Source organism: Mycobacterium sp. SM3041 (assembly GCF_039668335.1).
Lineage (GTDB): Bacteria > Actinomycetota > Actinomycetes > Mycobacteriales > Mycobacteriaceae > Mycobacterium.
Genome location: NZ_JAYXBQ010000049.1, coordinates 99954 through 114329, shown reverse-complemented (window position 1 = coordinate 114329; position 14376 = coordinate 99954). Strand labels below are relative to the sequence as shown.

Below are 14376 nucleotides of genomic sequence, written 5' to 3'. Positions count from 1 at the left end.
GGTCGTTCTCCTTGATCTATCGGCATGGCTGTTAGCGGTCAGGGCTGTGCTCGGCCGAGCATGATGGTCTCGGACCAACCATTCGGGACGATCCCGGCGCGCCAGTGCGCAGGCTGCAGACGGTGGTGCCAGGTTCCGTTGGTGGCCACGGTGCGGGCCACGCCGTCGGTGACGGTGAAGTCAATGCCCAGTTCGGCGAGGCTGCGGGTGTCGCGCACGAACGGGACGGTGACCAGAATCAGCTCCCCCATGTCGTGGATGCGGCCCGGGTCGGTGCGCCAGACGTTCGCCGGAGAGATGGTGCCGAGCTCACAGTGCAGCCATCCGGTGTCGGGGTCCCGCCAGATTTCGACCGAGGATTCTGTTGACGTCATGAGGCGATCGCTCGGGGGCCGCTGGTGAGGGGTGAATGCACCGGTCGGTGGTGCACAGTGGGGTGCAGAGCTGGATGTGCCAGCCGGTGAGGAACGAAGCCAGGCGGACGTTGAGCCCGCGAGCGCCGATGGCCCGAACGTACGGCGACGGCCGGCCGGCGGTGGGAGTGGTGTCGAAAACGATTCGCGCATGGCGCTCGGTGGAGTCGGTGATTGTGACACTCAGCGGTGTGATGTTATGTGCGCCAATGGCGTTGGCCAGGTAAGTGGTGGGGTCCTCGCTGTAAGTGACGATCGACATCGAATCCAAGTCCAAAGTGGTGGCGGCGGCCCGCACGCGGAAGCCGCCTTTTCCGATGCACACCTGTGCGGCGTCGACGCCGAGTTGGCTGGTCTTCACCGAGACTTTGCAGCGGGTGTCAGCAATCGCGACGTGGACGACATCGACGATGCCGAAACCGATCTCGGGGACGTGGCGTGCGAGTGCGTCGATGACAGCGGTGCGGCTGATGCGGGGCATGGGTGCCTTTCAGGGCAGGTGTAGGCGTTGGGTGATGTCGGTGAGGTGCTTGCTGATCTCGGTGGTGGGGTCACCGCCGAGGGACCCGATCGCCACGAGTGCGCTGAGGGCGGTGGCGGTGAGATGGGCGTAGATGTCGTCGAGGGTGATGCCGTCGTGGGGGGCGGCGCCGGTCCATTGCAGGTACGCCTGCACAGCTTGGCCGCTTCCGGCGGCGACCTGCAGGACGCGGACCGTCTCGGGGACGTGGTGATCGTCGTTCCAACGCACCAGTGAGTAGATGCTGGTGGGGCTCAACGGGATTGAGTCAGTCATGCCGGGTGCCGTTGCCTGGGGCGGGGGCTGGTGGGGGTGTTTTGCGGCGGACGATGACTTCGAGGTCGGCGTCATCGCCGAATGCCCGGATCATGCGCCCGATGGTGGACGCCGTGTCGTTGTAGTCGGCGAAGGTGGCGGCGAATTCGCTGTGATCGGTGACGGTGGAGCGGTAGCAGAAGATGTGCCGGGGCCGATCGGTCGGGGTATGCGGCAGGGGTTCGGAATAGAGGAACTCAGTGCGCACAGTAATGACGGCGGGTGCGGTTCTGTCGGTGTGCCAACGATATTCGGGGGCGGGGCGGCGGTAGTCGGTGTCCTCGGCCATGGTGCTCACCTCAGCTGTCTTGGGAGCCGGCGGCGTGTAGGCGGCGCTGCTGGCGGAAGTAGATGACGGTGGTGACCAGTGCGGCGGCCACGGCGTAGAGCCACACGACACTGATGATGCTGGCGGCCCAGACCCAAGCGTCGGCGATCCCGTCGGTGACTCGGTTCGGGTGGATCGGCATCGGGTCGCGGCTAAGGCCGGTGGAGGCGACCAGCGTCGGAAGGAGCGGAACGAGAGCAGTGAACACTGCGCCGATGCCAAGAGTGGGAAGTGCTTTGACTGCCCTGCGGTCGATGAGACCAGAGCGTTCCCGGCTGTAGGTCAGCGCCAGGGACGCCACCGCTGAAATGGCGGTGATGGCGAGCGCAACCCACATGGTGACGACGTTGACGATGATGGTCACCGGTGACCCCTTTTCGGTATTTCGACGTTTCCCCTGTTGATGTGAGGCTAAGCCCGAGGTCGGACACGATGGCCAATCTCTCGGCGTCAGCCGCCCCCCGGGGCCCGCGCAAAGGTGACTGCGGGAAGTCGGTCGTCGCCGGTACAGTCCCGACAACGACCACGTTCGGGGGACAACCATGGCGCACGATACGAAAGCCGATATCGAAGCCGAGCCGACGCTCGAAGGGCGGCTCGCTGCAGCGGAATCCGAGATCGAGACGCTGAAAACGCAAGTGTCGCAATCGAAAGACGAACTTTTCCAAGTCAAGGTAGTGGTGATCGCCATCATTTTTATGGGGATCGCGATGCTGGTGGGTGCCGCGTTTCTTGACGGCCGGCCTGGTCCGATGCCGTCGAATCATGATGCGTCCGTTGAACAATTGCTGCGCCCGGGCGTGCACTGCTACGACTCCGCGCAAGAGCGCGGCGCCGCACGACAGCGAGCGCTGGAAGCGATCGACCGCAAGCGGTGGGAGTACGACTGGGCGTTGGAGCATCCGCCCGTCGGCGGCTATCCCCTGTCGGCGCCCGGGCCGGCCCCGGTCAAACAGCTCGAGGTGTGGGATACGCCGCGGGGTGCGTCGTGGGATGCGGCGCTCTGCTTTGAGATCGTCCAACCAGCATGAACCATCAGTACGTGTGCGGCGCAACGCAAATGGGTCTCGCTGCGGGTTCCACCTACTCGGTGGCGGGCTGCTGCAGGAAACAAGAGAGGGTGCAATAGCCGGCGGTGACGGCGTACGGCTTGCGCAGTGGCGTGCCGCAGCCGCGGCATGTGCCGGGGTGGGGGCAGCGGCATTGGTCCGGCCAGGCCCGGGAGCAGCCGGCGCATTCGAGCGGTAGTGGGTGGTCGTCGGCGGCTGCCACGCGGCGGGGGCTCACGTGATGTCCCGGCTGGCGATCCAGGTGAGTCGATCCGGTGGGATGTTGTGCAGCGCTTGGATTTCGGGGTAGCCGCTCATGACGTGACGGGTGTCGATGCCGGTGAGGTCGACTTCCCATAGATCCCAGGTGGCGCTTTCGGTGCTGAAGCCGCCGACGGCGAGTGCATCCCCGGACAGCCACCATGCCTGTGACGGTGTGGGTGACAGTGATACCCAGGTGCTGCGGTAGTCGTTGCCGCCGGCGGCATTGACCACGGGCGGGGAGCCGATGATGAGACCGGTGTTGCGGATCGCGGTGTGCCGAGTGCGGGGCGACCAGTGGTAGCCGATCACGAGCTGGTCGACGATGTTCATGGATCAACGGTAGGTGGCGCAGGCGACACGATTGGCGAACTCGTGTGGCGCAGCCGGCGAGACCCGCTGGCGCGGTCGGGATTGGTGCGCCAGCGTCGTGGCGCACGGGTGGCGCACCGATATGCGCTGGTGGGGCGGTTGCGGCGCTTGTTGGTGTGATCGGCCTGTGATGCAGGCTGCATATGCGGGGGGCTCCAGAGCCAGCCGTCGAGTTGGTCGGGGCGAGCCTGGATCAGATCGAGCCCAACGCATCTCGGTCGGCTGCGCAGGGTCCCTGGTGAGACGGGACACCCCTCACCGGCAATCCGCAGTCTGTGGTCGGCACCGGGGAGTCGGTTGCGGCCGGTTGTGGTTGTTCCCGGGACCTCCGGAGTTTTTCGTCACGTGACGGCTGCGTGTGGGCGCTCGCTGGGCGCTGTACAGGGTCGGCTGGGGTTCGGCGGCATCACGCGGGCCGGGGGTTTGCACCCCGCCATGTGAAAGTTCGGCGTACTCAACCGGAATGTGTGGCGCCGTCCACATGTATCCGGGCGCGCTCGGTCGGAGTCGAAGACTCCCCCGTCGAACCACCTGGAAGGGGGCTGGTCTTCGTGAAGATCACCGCCATCGTCATCCTCACCCTGTTCATCTTCGTGTACCTGGGGCTGTGCTTCTACTGCATCGCCAAGACCGGGGCCACCACCGGACTGGCCGCTATCGGGGCCACCCCGCTCGCCGCGGCGATCGGGGCCTTGGTGTGGCTGGTGCACAGCACGTAGGCGTGATGACGTGGTGTTGTGGTCGTGACCGAGCGGTGATGCAGCATGCATAACCGCTTAGCCGAGCAGCTGGCGGGTCCCCTCGATCGCGTCGGCGAGGGTGGGCGCGGTCTGCAGCTGGTCGAGCAGCACCCACAGGCGTGCGGCCCGGTAGTTCTTGCCGGTGGGGATCGGATCGAAAGGAGGAATGCGTGGCCCGAGGGTGTACATGGCGTGCGGGGTGGTGGTCACTGCGTCAGCCGGTACGTCCGGAAAGCGGTGCAGCAGTGAAGGAATCACCTCTGCGTGCGTGATGCGGTGGATGCGGTGCACGTGTCCGTCCCAGCGGAACGCCATGAAGTTCGGCGGGTCGGTGGGCCATCCGTTGCCGGCGCCGTACGGGTGAAAGTAGCAGTGCTCGTCGGTGACGTACTCGAGGAATGTGCGCGCGCCCCCGCCTCCGGGTCTGGCCTGGTTGAGCACGACGCAATAGGTCTTGCAGTTTTCTGGGTTGCGCATCCGGATCACCCCGTTCAGGTAAGCGTGCAGTTCGTCGAGCCAGACGCGTTCGGTGCCCCGGCACGTGCGGCGAGCAGTGGTGATGTCGTCGAGGGCATCGGTCCACGGCAGGTGCACGACGGGGATGCCGTCGATGCTGGCCGGCAGGCCGGAGGCGGTGGCCAGGTCGCGGGAGGCTTGGGACAGGGTGACCAGCACGCCGCCTTGGGGGTGCGCGGCGATACGGCCGGCGTACTTGGCGAGTTGGTCGGCGGTGGGCACGATCCAGCCGCGTTTGGCCTCGAAGATGACCAGCGCTCGGGGTAGCCGCATCTCCAGGTCGGTGCGGCCTTCGGCGTCGCGTTCCTCCAGGGCCAGGGTGGCGTCGTCGGTGGCCGGCGCTGTGGTGGTCGGCCAGACCCGGTGCACGATGCTCGCGCGCAGGGCGGGGCTGCGGGCGAGGGTGTAGCCCAGGGCCGCGGTGAGATCGTTTTCGAGGGTGCCGAGAAGTGCGTAGACCGAAGGCACGGCTGTGCTGTGGCGGGTGAGTTCGGTCATCGACCGATCATGCCGCAGGGGTCGGTTGCGGCGTCGATTTTCGACGTCAGCACGTCGAGAATCGACCCCCGCGGGTGGGGTGCGGTGCTAGTTGGTGTGGGTGCCGTCGACACCGATGAACTGAATCTCACTGATTGCCACAGTGGTGACATCATCCGATGTCGGGGAGGCTGATTCTTTTGTAGGGGAAGCTGATTGGGGCGGATCAGACGTCTCCGCGACTTTGATCAAGAGTTTGCTGACAGTGGCCGGTGGGCTGATGTTCAATGGCCGCCAGTCACGTTCGCCGTTGGTCACGATCGTCATCGGCGGCCGGTTGAGCTCCTTCGGGAAATAGACGATGTATTTGGTGACGATGCGGCGGCCGGGCTTGGACCACTGGTCGGTGCCGTCGGGTGCCGCAGCGTCGTAGCCGCTGGTGAAGCGGAGTTGGCTGAGCGTGACTTGCCGGCCGAAGTCGACCTGGATGTTCTGGCCGTCCTTGTTCTTGACTCGCGTGCACACCCAGGCGGTGCTGAAATCCCCGTCGAATGCCCGGTTGACATCGGAGTAGTTCGCGTCGCGGGGGCAGATGTCGGTGGCGTGAACGCCGTTGATGATGGTGTCCCGGTTGATCGGCGGCAGGCTCGGTGCCGGCGGCTGGGTCGCGGCCCCGCTGGTGGTGGTCGGGGTCTGCGGGTTGACATCGGACGTCAGGTAGTCGACCCCGGCGATGGCGACGAGCAGCACCACCAGGGCCGCGGCGGTGAGGATCGCGGTGTGGGCGCGCCGGTTGGGCGGCACCCGCTTGTTGAACTGGCGGCCGCCGGCTGCGGCCGCGCGGCCGACGGCACGCAGTCCCCGGGTCAGCAGGCCGGGTTTCTTCTCGCCGGCGGCGTCGTCGGGGAAGAGTTCGTCGGGGACGGCGGCCGCGCCGCGTCGGGCCGGGCGCGTGGTGGTGCGCGGCGCGAGGGAGGCCAGGATCAGCTTGCGGTTGTCCCAGGCGTGATCAGTCTGCTGATCGGGGTCACTCATCGTGGTGGTCATCGTGTCGAGTCGTCGTCGATGTCGACGTCAATGATGCCGTCAAGGATTTCATCGCTGGCGATGCGACCTTCTGTTCGACGGGGCAGGGCGGTCAGGGTGTAGTCGGGGCGCATCGGCGCGCCGGGCTGCGGGGGCATCCCGTTGTAGTAGTGGTGGTGGTTGATCTGGGTGATCTGCGCTGGTACGTCGCGTGGTGCAGCGGTGGCGCGCGCTGGAGCGGGGCGGGGCGCAATGGCGCGGCCGGTGCGGCGACGAGGCCGCAGCCGGCGTAGCAGGCACCGGGTCACGTATCGCAGGGGCCGGCGCAGCACGGGCCACAGGTACCAGCCACCGACGCAGAGTACGAAGGCGTAGCCGACAGCGGCGTCCAGGGGGACGTCGAGGTAGTGGGTGGCGGCGCCGGCGATGAGCACCGCTGTGATCAGTGCGCGTATCACAGTGACCCTCCTGGGTGGGTGGTGGTGATGTGGTGGCGGCCTGCCGCCTCGGTGAGTTCAGGGTCGTAGGTGATCAGGGTGTGTAGTTGGGGGCCTGCGGTCAGCGCTGCGGCGATGTGCAGGGCGTCGAGGGTGCGCCGCGGCGCCGGCGTGAGATTGGCGGCAGCGGTGACCAGGCGGTCGGTCATGGCGACGGTGTCGAGACCGTCGAGGATGTGGCGGGCGTGGTCGGTGGCGTCGGGCTCCATCGTGGCGGTGGCGCGCAACAGCTCGGCGCGGGCCAGTGAGCAGGTGAACCACACGGTGTCGGTGCGGGCCTGCAAATAGTCGGTCAGGGCCGGGGTTTCGGGCTCGTGTGCGATGAGTTTGAGCATGGCCGTGGTGTCGAGGTAGATCACCGCTCGCCTCGGCGCATGTCGGCGAGGTGGGCGCTGGCTGGGGTGTGGAAGCCGGCGGTACGGCTGAGGATGGCGCGCGGGCCGGTGCGTGCGGGGGTGACTTCCCCGCTGGCGATCAGTGCCGCCCACGGGGTGTTGACGGGCGGGATCAGCTGAGCGACCGGATGCCCGTTGTTGGTGATGATCACCGTTTCGCCGTTGGCGACTTCGCGGAGCACGTCGGTGGCGTTCTGGCGTAGCTCCCGGACGCCATAACTCTTCATGTAGCACAGTGTATCCCCCATGTAGCACAGCGTGTACACAATCGATGGCCAAATGCTCCTGACAAGTAAATTTTTCCCAGCTTCTATCGTCTTAATCTAGTGTCTTAATATAGAGTACGGGTGTTCTGACCCGCCCGGTCAACCCTCTTTCAAAGGAACACACCCCATGACTCATGCCCGATCCACCGCCCGTCCCCGAATCAATCCGGGTATCGCTCTCGGCGTCGCCGGAGCAGTCGCGTTCGCACCACTGCTCGCCGGTGCCCCCGTGCACCCCTCAACGATCTCCCTCCCCCACATCTCCACACCCGCGATCACCCTCTCCGCGGTGGTCAACCCAGCCGACATCGACGCCCTGATCGCCAACCTCAACGGCGCCCTGGACTCGGCGGGCTCCACCGTCGCCGGCGTAGTCGGGATACCCGGACAGACCCTGGCCTCAGTACTGAACACGGCCGCCGGACTCAACAACTCACTGTGGAGCCAGCTCACTTCAGCCACCCCCAACCCCGTGCTGCGACAGGTGCTCACCGCGCTGCAGGCCTCGTCCAACGGAGGGCTGACCAGCCTGGCCGCCACCGTGACCGACGTCAACACGCCCCTGACCCTGACCACCGGTCAGATAGCCGACCTGCTGAGCTCGGTACTCACCGGCTCACTGAGCACCGCGCTGCACGCCGTGACCAACCTGCTCAACAACCCGCTGTCGGTGTCCAGCTACCTCGGCCTGCTGGACGTGCCGATCAACGTGCTCGGCGGGGCCGTGACGAACGGACTCAAGGCACTCGGTGATCTCAGCGCCAACGGGCTGTCCCTGGCGTCGACGTTGACCACCGCGGTCACCAGCCAGATCACCAACGCACTGACGGCGTTCAACGGCCTCGTCGACGCCGCCAAGACCGCAGTTCCCATTGACGTGTTCGACGGTGCGCTCACCGCCGTGCAGGGCATCGTCTCCGCTCCCGTCACCGCCGCGGTCGCCCTCATCGGCGGCGGCGTCCCTGCCATCGCACACGCATTAGGAAGCACCATCGAGCGCGTCGCGGACGGGGCCGCCCAAGTGGCCGGCACGTGGCTGGGCGACGGCACCCACGCCGGTGCGCTGGTGAACGTCCTCAACACCGTCGGCAGCGCCCCGCTGGACCCGGCGAGCTACGTCAGCGCCCTGAGCATCCTGGCCGGCGCGGGAGCCACCACCGGACTGCAGCTGTTCCACACGGCAGCATCACTGGCCGCGGTCCCGGTCGTGATGACATCAGGCTTCGTCAGCACCGGCGCCAACGTCGTCACCAAGCTGGCCAGCTCAGCCGCCCAGGTCGTCAGCGGCCTGATGCAGATGGCCGGCCTCCCGAGCTACGTCCGCAACCTGCCCTATGCGATGGCCAACGTGTTCAACGCGGCGGTCAACACCGCCGCCACCCTCACCGTGGCGGGACTGAACACGATCGCCACGGCCCTCGGTGTCGCGACCTCGATCGTGGGAACCGTCACCGGAACCAACACCGCGGCCGCTGTACCCACCGTGAAGGTCAGGACGCTGGCCGCGACCGCCTCCACCACCGAGGCACCGGCCGACGAGAACTCCGGCACCGCCAAGACGCCTGTGTCCAAGCAGGCCACGGAGACCGCCGCAACCAAGACGGGCAAGCCCACGGACAGTAAGACCACGGGCACGACACCGGCGACCGAATCCAAGGGTGAACCCACGGTCGAAACCGCGAAGGCGGAAACCGGGACCACCACTGCCGAGGGCACCACTTCGGCCGGCGCTGCGGCCGGCGGTGCAACCACGTCGACCACCACCAGCAAGGGCAGCAAGAGCACATCCACCCCGGCGTCGGAGGGTACGTCGGGTACTGGAAACGGCAGCGGATCGGCAGGGGTCCACACCACCGCGGGATCGTCCGGACACAGCAGCACCGGCACCCCGGCCGGCACGTCCACCACTGCCGGCAGCGACAAGTCCGACAGCACACAGAAGCCGTCCGGCGGACCCAAGCACGCATCCGGTGCCAGCGAAACCGGTTCGTCCGTCAACTCGATCACCTCGCGCCTGGGTCACCAATCGTCGAGCACCAAGAGTGACGCCGGATCGGGCAAGCACGCCAAGGGCGCTGCCTAACCCTCCCTGCACAACTCGGCGGGCTGATTCCGCCACCCTGTAGAGCGCTTGAAGCGCCCCACGCGGTGGTTGAGAATCAGCCCGCCGAGTCATTTCCAGGGACCGGTGCTGGACACCCGCGCGGCGACTCCAGGCCGGTGGTGGCGCGGCCTGGCGCGGTCAGGGGTTGAGGTCCTGGGTGTCGGTGACGGCGGCTGAACCGACGGTCTGACAGACCGGGCACGGCGCCGGGTTGTCCGCCCGTCCGCCTTGAACGAGCAGCTGATCCAGATGACCGGCACAGGTGGGCGTTGGCTGTCGATCAGTGTGTCCACACGGCCATCCGATGAGCACGCCAACTCCGGTCTCGCCGCGGTGCCTACCGTGCCACCGGCACGAGCTGGTGCGCCCTGGGCGCGGGCCGGATAGTCGGCGCATCGTCTCCTCCTGAGGGCTCTGTTTGGGACACTGTGTGTACGGCGGCAGGTGGCCACGTCGGGCTGGCGGGGTCCACGTCTGGCGCGCCGTGGCGCGCGGTGGAGCGGACGGTCCCGGGCCGCCGTATGGGTCTCGCTCCGAGTGAACCGAGGTGGTGAAGCGGGCCGCAGTTCGGGGCTGGAATAGCGGTGTCAGACGGTGGCGTGGATCGCGCTGGCGCACCGCGGCGAGGGCTATTTCGCGGCGGCGGACCGGTCACGGTCGAGCTGGGTCCGCAGTGCGGCGACGTCGGGGTGGCGCAGGTACACGTCCCAGCCTTTCTCGAGGTCGGCGAGGTCGGCTCCGGCGTCGAGGTCCAGGCCCAGTTCGAGCAGCCTCTCGGACAACTCGGCGCGTGTGGAGCACAGCACGTAGGTGGGCCAATGATCGGTCTTGGCGGGGGCGTCGGGGCTGGCTTCTGAGCTGGTTTCGGACCACCCGGTGAGGGTGATCGTGCCGGAGGGTTCGGCCAGGAGCCACAGCCCGTAGTCCATGGAGAGAAGTCCTTTCTGCATCAGCGGAGTCCGCCGGTGAGGTGGGTCGGGGCGAGGGGCACAAAGGCTGGCCACAATTCGATGCCGCGAGGCCGGACCACTACGTGCCAAGGGGCTCGGAGTTGGCTGGCTTTGGGACGTGGAGGTCGCCTGTGCGGGCAGTTCAACGTCCCCAGTGGTGGCACGGTGCTGGCGTACAGGGCAAGGGTTGCGACGTTTCGGGCGCATGGGTTGGGCATGGGGGGCGTCCCTTTTCAGAGTTTCTGGATTTGGTTGACGAGGTAGCGCTGGATGATCTGGGTGCCGGTGTGCCCAGCTGGGTCGAGGACGGTGGAGTCGTAGTTCTCGTGGAATCCCCCTTTGATGAATTCGGCGTAATGCGTGAGCGCCTTGGCGACGTTGGCGGCGGAGAACTGGCTGAACGTGGGGCCGAACAGGCCGGTGGTCATGTTGGTGGCGCCGCCGGTGGCAACGCTGATCGCGTTGAGAACCGCCGTGGCGAGGTCTCCGAGGTTGACGCCACCCTGGTGCAGGGCGGTGCCGACGGCACCGAAGCCGCCGACGTTGATGGTGGAGGTCTTGTCTTTCATCGTGGACAGGGCGGCGTTGACGGCGCCGGCCTTGTTGGCGATCACGGTGATCGCTGCGGGGATCGCGGTCCAGGCCTTGTTGCCGACCATGCCGATGACCGCGGTGACCGCGTTGACGAGGTCGGTGGCGGGTCCGGCGACCTGCGGGCCGGCCAGCCAGAACAGTTGCGTTGCCAGGGCCTTGGCGAAAGCGACGCCGCGGGACACCAGGTTGGGGATCAGGTTCGGGTCGTTGATCAGGGTCAGGATTTGGTTGATCGCGGCGGTGGCGGGAGCCACGAGACCGGCCATGAAGATGGTGGCGAGCTTCTGGGCCGAACCGGCGGGGTCGGAGGCGTCCAGGTGTGATCCCAGGTGTCCGATGAACCGCATCACGAGGTCGGCCTGGGGCAGGTTGCAGTAGAAGTCCAGGGGGGCGCAGACCGAGATGATTCCGTTGCGCTGAGTCAGGGAACCGAAGCCTCCGGAGCGCACTCCAGCGAAGCCCATGCCGGGGTCTTTGAGGCCGATGGTGGGCTGGCCGACCGGTGATTGCGAAGGGTCAGCGAGTAGGGCGACGCCGAGCAGGCGGGAGGCGGGGATGACACCTCTGTTGTGGCCGATGGCGGCGGCGATATCCCCGGCTGCGTCCGCCCCTTGGGAGTATCCGGAGAGGATGAATACGGTCTTGGGGCACTTGTCTGCGACGGTCTTGAGGCGGGCGTTGGAGGCGTCGATTCCGGCGTCTTTGGAGGCTTTGTAGCCGCCGCCGTCGGTGCCGCCAATGATGGTCGCTGGGTAGTTCGTGTAGTAGGTGGCCATGCGGACTTTGGAGTGCTCGCGGAGCGGTTCGAGAATCTTGCCGAGGACCCCGACCGGCTTGAGCGGATCGGCGTCCACGCTGGTTTGGGTGGTCCCGGGGATGGCGACGGAGTAGATCCCGGGGCAGGTGGCTTCGGCGCGGGCGATTGGGGCCGCGTAGAGCAGGGGTGGCGCTGCGGTGGCCAGGGCGGCTGCCAGTGCCAGCGTCCTGGCCCGGTCGTGCAGGGTCATGCCGCCACGGCCTCGTCGAAGTACTTGGCGAGCTTGCGGATGGCGCGTTGGGCGCGGCGTTCGACGGCGCTGACGGTTGAAGACAGATCGCGGGCGGCGGTGGACGGGCTGAACACATCGGAGTTGAGGTACATGGCGGTCAGCGTCTTGAACTCCAGGGCGGTGATGATGCCGCGGTCGCAGGCCTGATGCAGCACGGCGGCGGTGTGGTCATGGTCGGTGCCGTAGTCAGCGCGGTCCAGGATTGCCGAGTGGGGATCGACGCGGTGGGCGGCGGCAGGCGAGTGGGCCTGGGGGCGGGTGGCAAGCGCCTTGCGAAGCACGTGGTTGTAGACGTACCGCGTGGTGAGGATGTGCGGTTCGGCGGCGGTGCGCAGGAGCTCGAAGAAGATGCGCAGGGTGTCGTTGTCGCGGGCGTCGCGGTCGCTGGAGTGATAGCCGTCCGGGTCGCCCATATCGGCGATGCGGCGCAGCGGCCGGCGCATGAGGACGGCGGCCATCAGAAGGGCATTTCGGTCACCGCTGCGTGCGTAGCGGGCGAGCTGGGGAAGCACCGTGCTGATGGTTTCCATGTGGGTGCAGATGGCGTCGGGTGAGTGCGGCGGCTGCGGGTGCAGGGTCTGGACGAGCGTTACCGCGGGCGTGAGGTCGCCGCGGCGAGGCCGGGTGAGCAGGTGATGGGCCTGCTCGGCGAGTTGATCCCAGATGGTCATCGGATTCCTTGGCTTCGCGGGGTGCTGACGAGGCCCATGGAATCGGGGGACGTTGTTGCAAGGGTTTACGGAAGCGTTCCCGGAGCGGTTGTCGACCGCCCCGAAAAGCTGTGATCTGGGTCACGTTGAGAAGCGGCGACCTGCGCTGATGATGTTGACAGTTCGGTTGACGAGGAACTGGTGAGCGGCTCCGGTCGGGTTTGCTGATGCATCGGTGGGTGTGCGCCTGGTGCGCGGCGGATGTGCGGGCGTGAAGGCCGGCGGTGTGCGGTGTGCGCGTCGGGGAGGTGCGCATAGCGATGCGCCCCCGTCATAGGCGGGGGCGCATCGCGGATTCGGCGGGGAATCGTGCTGCTCGGCCTGCACCGCATACGGGGTGATGCGGGCGGCGAATAGTTGACGAGCTAAGGCAGTAAGGGGGGCCGCTCGGCTTCGGCTCTCCTTCGTCGGCCTGCGCCGAGCGTAATCCCCTTGTCAAGCATTAGGGCAAACATACTCGGCGCATATGCGCATATGCGTTATCAATTCGTGACCTATGCGGTTGTCGGGAAAACGGCGTTTTACCCCGCATAAGAGGGCGTCCGAGTCTCAGCACTCCCTGGAGGCCCCCGCCCATGGCCCAGCCAATCCGCCGCAGCTACACCGCGGTCCGCGCGTATTCCGACACACTGCGCGACCTCATGAGCCAGCTGGCCGCCGATCCTCTTGACGAGCGCAAGTCCGAAGCGCTGGTCGCCCACATCGTCAACAACCGCACCGTCGCCGCCGAGCTGTACGAGGCGCTGGAGACCCAGGCCATGGGGGTCTCGTGCTGACCCACCCTCTGCGCCGACTTTCCGACTGGCTGTTCCTGCGCATCAGCGGCGGAGACCACATCCGCGCCGACGAACTGCGGGCCCGCTTCACCGCATCGTTCCTCGCCTTCATGATGCTCACCTACGTGCCGCTCGTCCTGGGCGTGCTGATCCTGATTGCCCACCGTCCCCAGACGGTCAACGAAGACCTCGCTCGCGACCAGATCACCGCGATTGAGGACTACGCGATGCGGTACGTCAACACCTATCTGAAAGACCCGTCGAACGCGTCGGCGATCAAGCAGTTCTACAACGGCGATGTACCCGCCTCACCGCTTCCGCCAGGGGGCCACGCATTGTGGGCAGGGTCCGCACTTCCCGGCACACTCACCGACGGCTACCGCACCTACTCGGTGATCGTCACTGCCGAAGTACCGAAGGCCGCCAACTCCACATCGATGGTGCCAATGCGGCTGCAGACCTACATCTCCGCTGACCTTCAAAACCGGTTCCGCGCGGTCAATCTCCCGTTCACCCGACCCGACCGCCCCTCGGGCAAGCAGGTGACGTTGGCCACGACGATTTCGGTCGCCGACGATCGCCCGGTTTACGCGACAGTTTCCGGGTTCCTTTCGGCGATGTTGACCGGAGTCGGGGACGTGACGCCGTACGTCGCGGCGGGATCGTCACTGGCGGCATCGAACCCACCTCGATTCACCACACTTTCGATCGAGCGCGTGCAGACCAATTCGGAACTTGCGACCGCGCAATCGGTGCCCCCGAAAGCATCCGATGTCGAAGTCAATGTCCGCGCCATTGTGCAGACCGCAAACGGCGTTCTCATGCCGATGGATTTCCCGCTGTTGATGTCCGTCGCAGCGGGCCATTGGCAGGTCGACCAGATCAACGATTCGCCGTCCATCACGGTGCCCTCGGGCTCCGATTCCGACTCGTCGACAACGACGCCGACTCGCGCCACAACGAGCACCACAACAGCACCGCGCCCGACCGCAACCAGCACACCCGAAGGGAACTGACC

The 14376-nt window shown here is 66.6% G+C and carries 19 protein-coding genes; 5 read left to right on the top strand and 14 right to left on the bottom strand.

The features are described from left to right. Positions 1-38 precede the first annotated feature (38 nt). Genes VXD91_RS16850 through VXD91_RS16830 form a run of 5 tightly spaced genes read right to left on the bottom strand, consistent with a single transcriptional unit; the run spans position 39 to position 1940 of the window. On the bottom strand, positions 39-374 hold the full coding sequence (locus VXD91_RS16850) for a hypothetical protein (RefSeq protein ID WP_293017026.1): 336 nt from the start codon (positions 372-374) through the stop codon (positions 39-41). Beyond that, a complete protein-coding gene (locus VXD91_RS16845) occupies positions 310-894 on the bottom strand; it encodes a hypothetical protein (protein ID WP_293017025.1) in 585 nt (194 codons plus the stop codon). Before VXD91_RS16845 ends, VXD91_RS16850 begins: the two co-directional genes overlap by 65 nt. A 9-nt stretch (positions 895-903) precedes the next feature. Continuing rightward, the gene (locus VXD91_RS16840) at positions 904-1209 is read right to left on the bottom strand and encodes a hypothetical protein (RefSeq protein ID WP_293017024.1); all 306 of its coding nucleotides are present in this window, start codon (positions 1207-1209) and stop codon (positions 904-906) included. Further along, positions 1202-1537, bottom strand: a complete 336-nt coding sequence (locus VXD91_RS16835; protein ID WP_293017023.1) for a hypothetical protein — start codon at positions 1535-1537, stop codon at positions 1202-1204. The genes VXD91_RS16840 and VXD91_RS16835 overlap by 8 nt, the downstream gene beginning before the upstream one ends. Before the next feature lie 10 nt (positions 1538-1547). Then, positions 1548-1940, bottom strand: a complete 393-nt coding sequence (locus VXD91_RS16830; RefSeq protein ID WP_293017022.1) for a hypothetical protein — start codon at positions 1938-1940, stop codon at positions 1548-1550. 178 nt (positions 1941-2118) lie between these two features. On the opposite strand from VXD91_RS16830, the gene VXD91_RS16825 reads away from it, so the two are divergent. Beyond that, complete coding sequence (locus tag VXD91_RS16825) at positions 2119-2607, top strand: hypothetical protein (protein ID WP_293017021.1); 489 nt, start codon at positions 2119-2121, stop codon at positions 2605-2607. A 252-nt stretch (positions 2608-2859) separates the two neighbouring features. Here VXD91_RS16825 and VXD91_RS16820 read toward each other — a convergent pair whose 3' ends face one another. Next, on the bottom strand, positions 2860-3219 hold the full coding sequence (locus tag VXD91_RS16820) for a hypothetical protein (RefSeq protein WP_293017020.1): 360 nt from the start codon (positions 3217-3219) through the stop codon (positions 2860-2862). A gap of 590 nt (positions 3220-3809) precedes the next feature. Between VXD91_RS16820 and VXD91_RS16815 the strand changes: the two genes are divergently transcribed. Beyond that, positions 3810-3977: a hypothetical protein gene (locus tag VXD91_RS16815; RefSeq protein WP_293017019.1), complete on the top strand. Its 168-nt coding sequence runs from the start codon at positions 3810-3812 to the stop codon at positions 3975-3977. A 57-nt stretch (positions 3978-4034) separates the two neighbouring features. Here VXD91_RS16815 and VXD91_RS16810 read toward each other — a convergent pair whose 3' ends face one another. From VXD91_RS16810 to VXD91_RS16790, 5 genes are all read right to left on the bottom strand, one after another. After that, complete coding sequence (locus VXD91_RS16810; RefSeq protein ID WP_293017018.1) at positions 4035-5012, bottom strand: hypothetical protein; 978 nt, start codon at positions 5010-5012, stop codon at positions 4035-4037. A gap of 87 nt (positions 5013-5099) precedes the next feature. Beyond that, positions 5100-6026 (bottom strand): discoidin domain-containing protein, encoded by a 927-nt coding sequence (locus tag VXD91_RS16805; protein ID WP_293017017.1) that lies wholly within the window; start codon positions 6024-6026, stop codon positions 5100-5102. 8 nt (positions 6027-6034) lie between these two features. Continuing rightward, positions 6035-6475, bottom strand: a complete 441-nt coding sequence (locus tag VXD91_RS16800) for a hypothetical protein (protein WP_293017016.1) — start codon at positions 6473-6475, stop codon at positions 6035-6037. Next, entirely contained in the window at positions 6472-6873 is a 402-nt protein-coding gene (locus VXD91_RS16795) for a type II toxin-antitoxin system VapC family toxin (protein WP_293017015.1), read from the bottom strand. Before VXD91_RS16795 ends, VXD91_RS16800 begins: the two co-directional genes overlap by 4 nt. Next, positions 6870-7136, bottom strand: coding sequence for a type II toxin-antitoxin system prevent-host-death family antitoxin (locus VXD91_RS16790; protein WP_346415927.1), 267 nt, complete (start codon positions 7134-7136; stop codon positions 6870-6872). Before VXD91_RS16790 ends, VXD91_RS16795 begins: the two co-directional genes overlap by 4 nt. 166 nt (positions 7137-7302) lie before the next feature. Between VXD91_RS16790 and VXD91_RS16785 the strand changes: the two genes are divergently transcribed. Then, entirely contained in the window at positions 7303-9258 is a 1956-nt protein-coding gene (locus tag VXD91_RS16785; protein ID WP_293017013.1) for a hypothetical protein, read from the top strand. A 650-nt stretch (positions 9259-9908) separates the two neighbouring features. On the opposite strand, the gene VXD91_RS16780 is transcribed toward VXD91_RS16785, so the two are convergent. From VXD91_RS16780 to VXD91_RS16770, 3 genes are all read right to left on the bottom strand, one after another. Further along, positions 9909-10229 carry a hypothetical protein gene (locus VXD91_RS16780; RefSeq protein WP_293017012.1) on the bottom strand — a complete coding sequence of 107 codons (321 nt, stop codon included), beginning with the start codon at positions 10227-10229 and terminating at the stop codon, positions 9909-9911. A gap of 233 nt (positions 10230-10462) precedes the next feature. After that, the gene (locus VXD91_RS16775) at positions 10463-11830 is read right to left on the bottom strand and encodes a cutinase family protein (RefSeq protein ID WP_293017011.1); all 1368 of its coding nucleotides are present in this window, start codon (positions 11828-11830) and stop codon (positions 10463-10465) included. Continuing rightward, the gene (locus VXD91_RS16770; RefSeq protein ID WP_293017010.1) at positions 11827-12543 is read right to left on the bottom strand and encodes a hypothetical protein; all 717 of its coding nucleotides are present in this window, start codon (positions 12541-12543) and stop codon (positions 11827-11829) included. The genes VXD91_RS16775 and VXD91_RS16770 overlap by 4 nt, the downstream gene beginning before the upstream one ends. Positions 12544-13157: 614 nt before the next feature. Between VXD91_RS16770 and VXD91_RS16765 the strand changes: the two genes are divergently transcribed. Both VXD91_RS16765 and VXD91_RS16760 read left to right on the top strand, forming a co-directional pair. Then, positions 13158-13358 carry a hypothetical protein gene (locus VXD91_RS16765; protein WP_293017009.1) on the top strand — a complete coding sequence of 67 codons (201 nt, stop codon included), beginning with the start codon at positions 13158-13160 and terminating at the stop codon, positions 13356-13358. Further along, positions 13352-14374, top strand: coding sequence for a hypothetical protein (locus VXD91_RS16760; RefSeq protein ID WP_293017008.1), 1023 nt, complete (start codon positions 13352-13354; stop codon positions 14372-14374). Before VXD91_RS16765 ends, VXD91_RS16760 begins: the two co-directional genes overlap by 7 nt. Positions 14375-14376: the final 2 nt, after the last annotated feature.

Excerpts from the sequence above, each read along its gene's own strand:
- VXD91_RS16850 (WP_293017026.1), bottom strand. The coding sequence starts at position 374 with ATGACGTCAACAGAATCCTCGGTCGAAATCTGGCGGGACCCCGACACC.
- VXD91_RS16775 (WP_293017011.1), bottom strand. The coding sequence starts at position 11,830 with ATGACCCTGCACGACCGGGCCAGGACGCTGGCACTGGCAGCCGCCCTG.
- VXD91_RS16785 (WP_293017013.1), top strand. The coding sequence starts at position 7,303 with ATGACTCATGCCCGATCCACCGCCCGTCCCCGAATCAATCCGGGTATC.
- VXD91_RS16825 (WP_293017021.1), top strand. The coding sequence starts at position 2,119 with ATGGCGCACGATACGAAAGCCGATATCGAAGCCGAGCCGACGCTCGAA.
- VXD91_RS16845 (WP_293017025.1), bottom strand. The coding sequence starts at position 894 with ATGCCCCGCATCAGCCGCACCGCTGTCATCGACGCACTCGCACGCCAC.
- VXD91_RS16810 (WP_293017018.1), bottom strand. The coding sequence starts at position 5,012 with ATGACCGAACTCACCCGCCACAGCACAGCCGTGCCTTCGGTCTACGCA.
- VXD91_RS16790 (WP_346415927.1), bottom strand. The coding sequence starts at position 7,136 with ATGAAGAGTTATGGCGTCCGGGAGCTACGCCAGAACGCCACCGACGTG.
- VXD91_RS16780 (WP_293017012.1), bottom strand. The coding sequence starts at position 10,229 with ATGCAGAAAGGACTTCTCTCCATGGACTACGGGCTGTGGCTCCTGGCC.
- VXD91_RS16840 (WP_293017024.1), bottom strand. The coding sequence starts at position 1,209 with ATGACTGACTCAATCCCGTTGAGCCCCACCAGCATCTACTCACTGGTG.
- VXD91_RS16770 (WP_293017010.1), bottom strand. The coding sequence starts at position 12,543 with ATGACCATCTGGGATCAACTCGCCGAGCAGGCCCATCACCTGCTCACC.
- VXD91_RS16820 (WP_293017020.1), bottom strand. The coding sequence starts at position 3,219 with ATGAACATCGTCGACCAGCTCGTGATCGGCTACCACTGGTCGCCCCGC.
- VXD91_RS16805 (WP_293017017.1), bottom strand. The coding sequence starts at position 6,026 with ATGAGTGACCCCGATCAGCAGACTGATCACGCCTGGGACAACCGCAAG.
- VXD91_RS16835 (WP_293017023.1), bottom strand. The coding sequence starts at position 1,537 with ATGGCCGAGGACACCGACTACCGCCGCCCCGCCCCCGAATATCGTTGG.
- VXD91_RS16765 (WP_293017009.1), top strand. The coding sequence starts at position 13,158 with ATGGCCCAGCCAATCCGCCGCAGCTACACCGCGGTCCGCGCGTATTCC.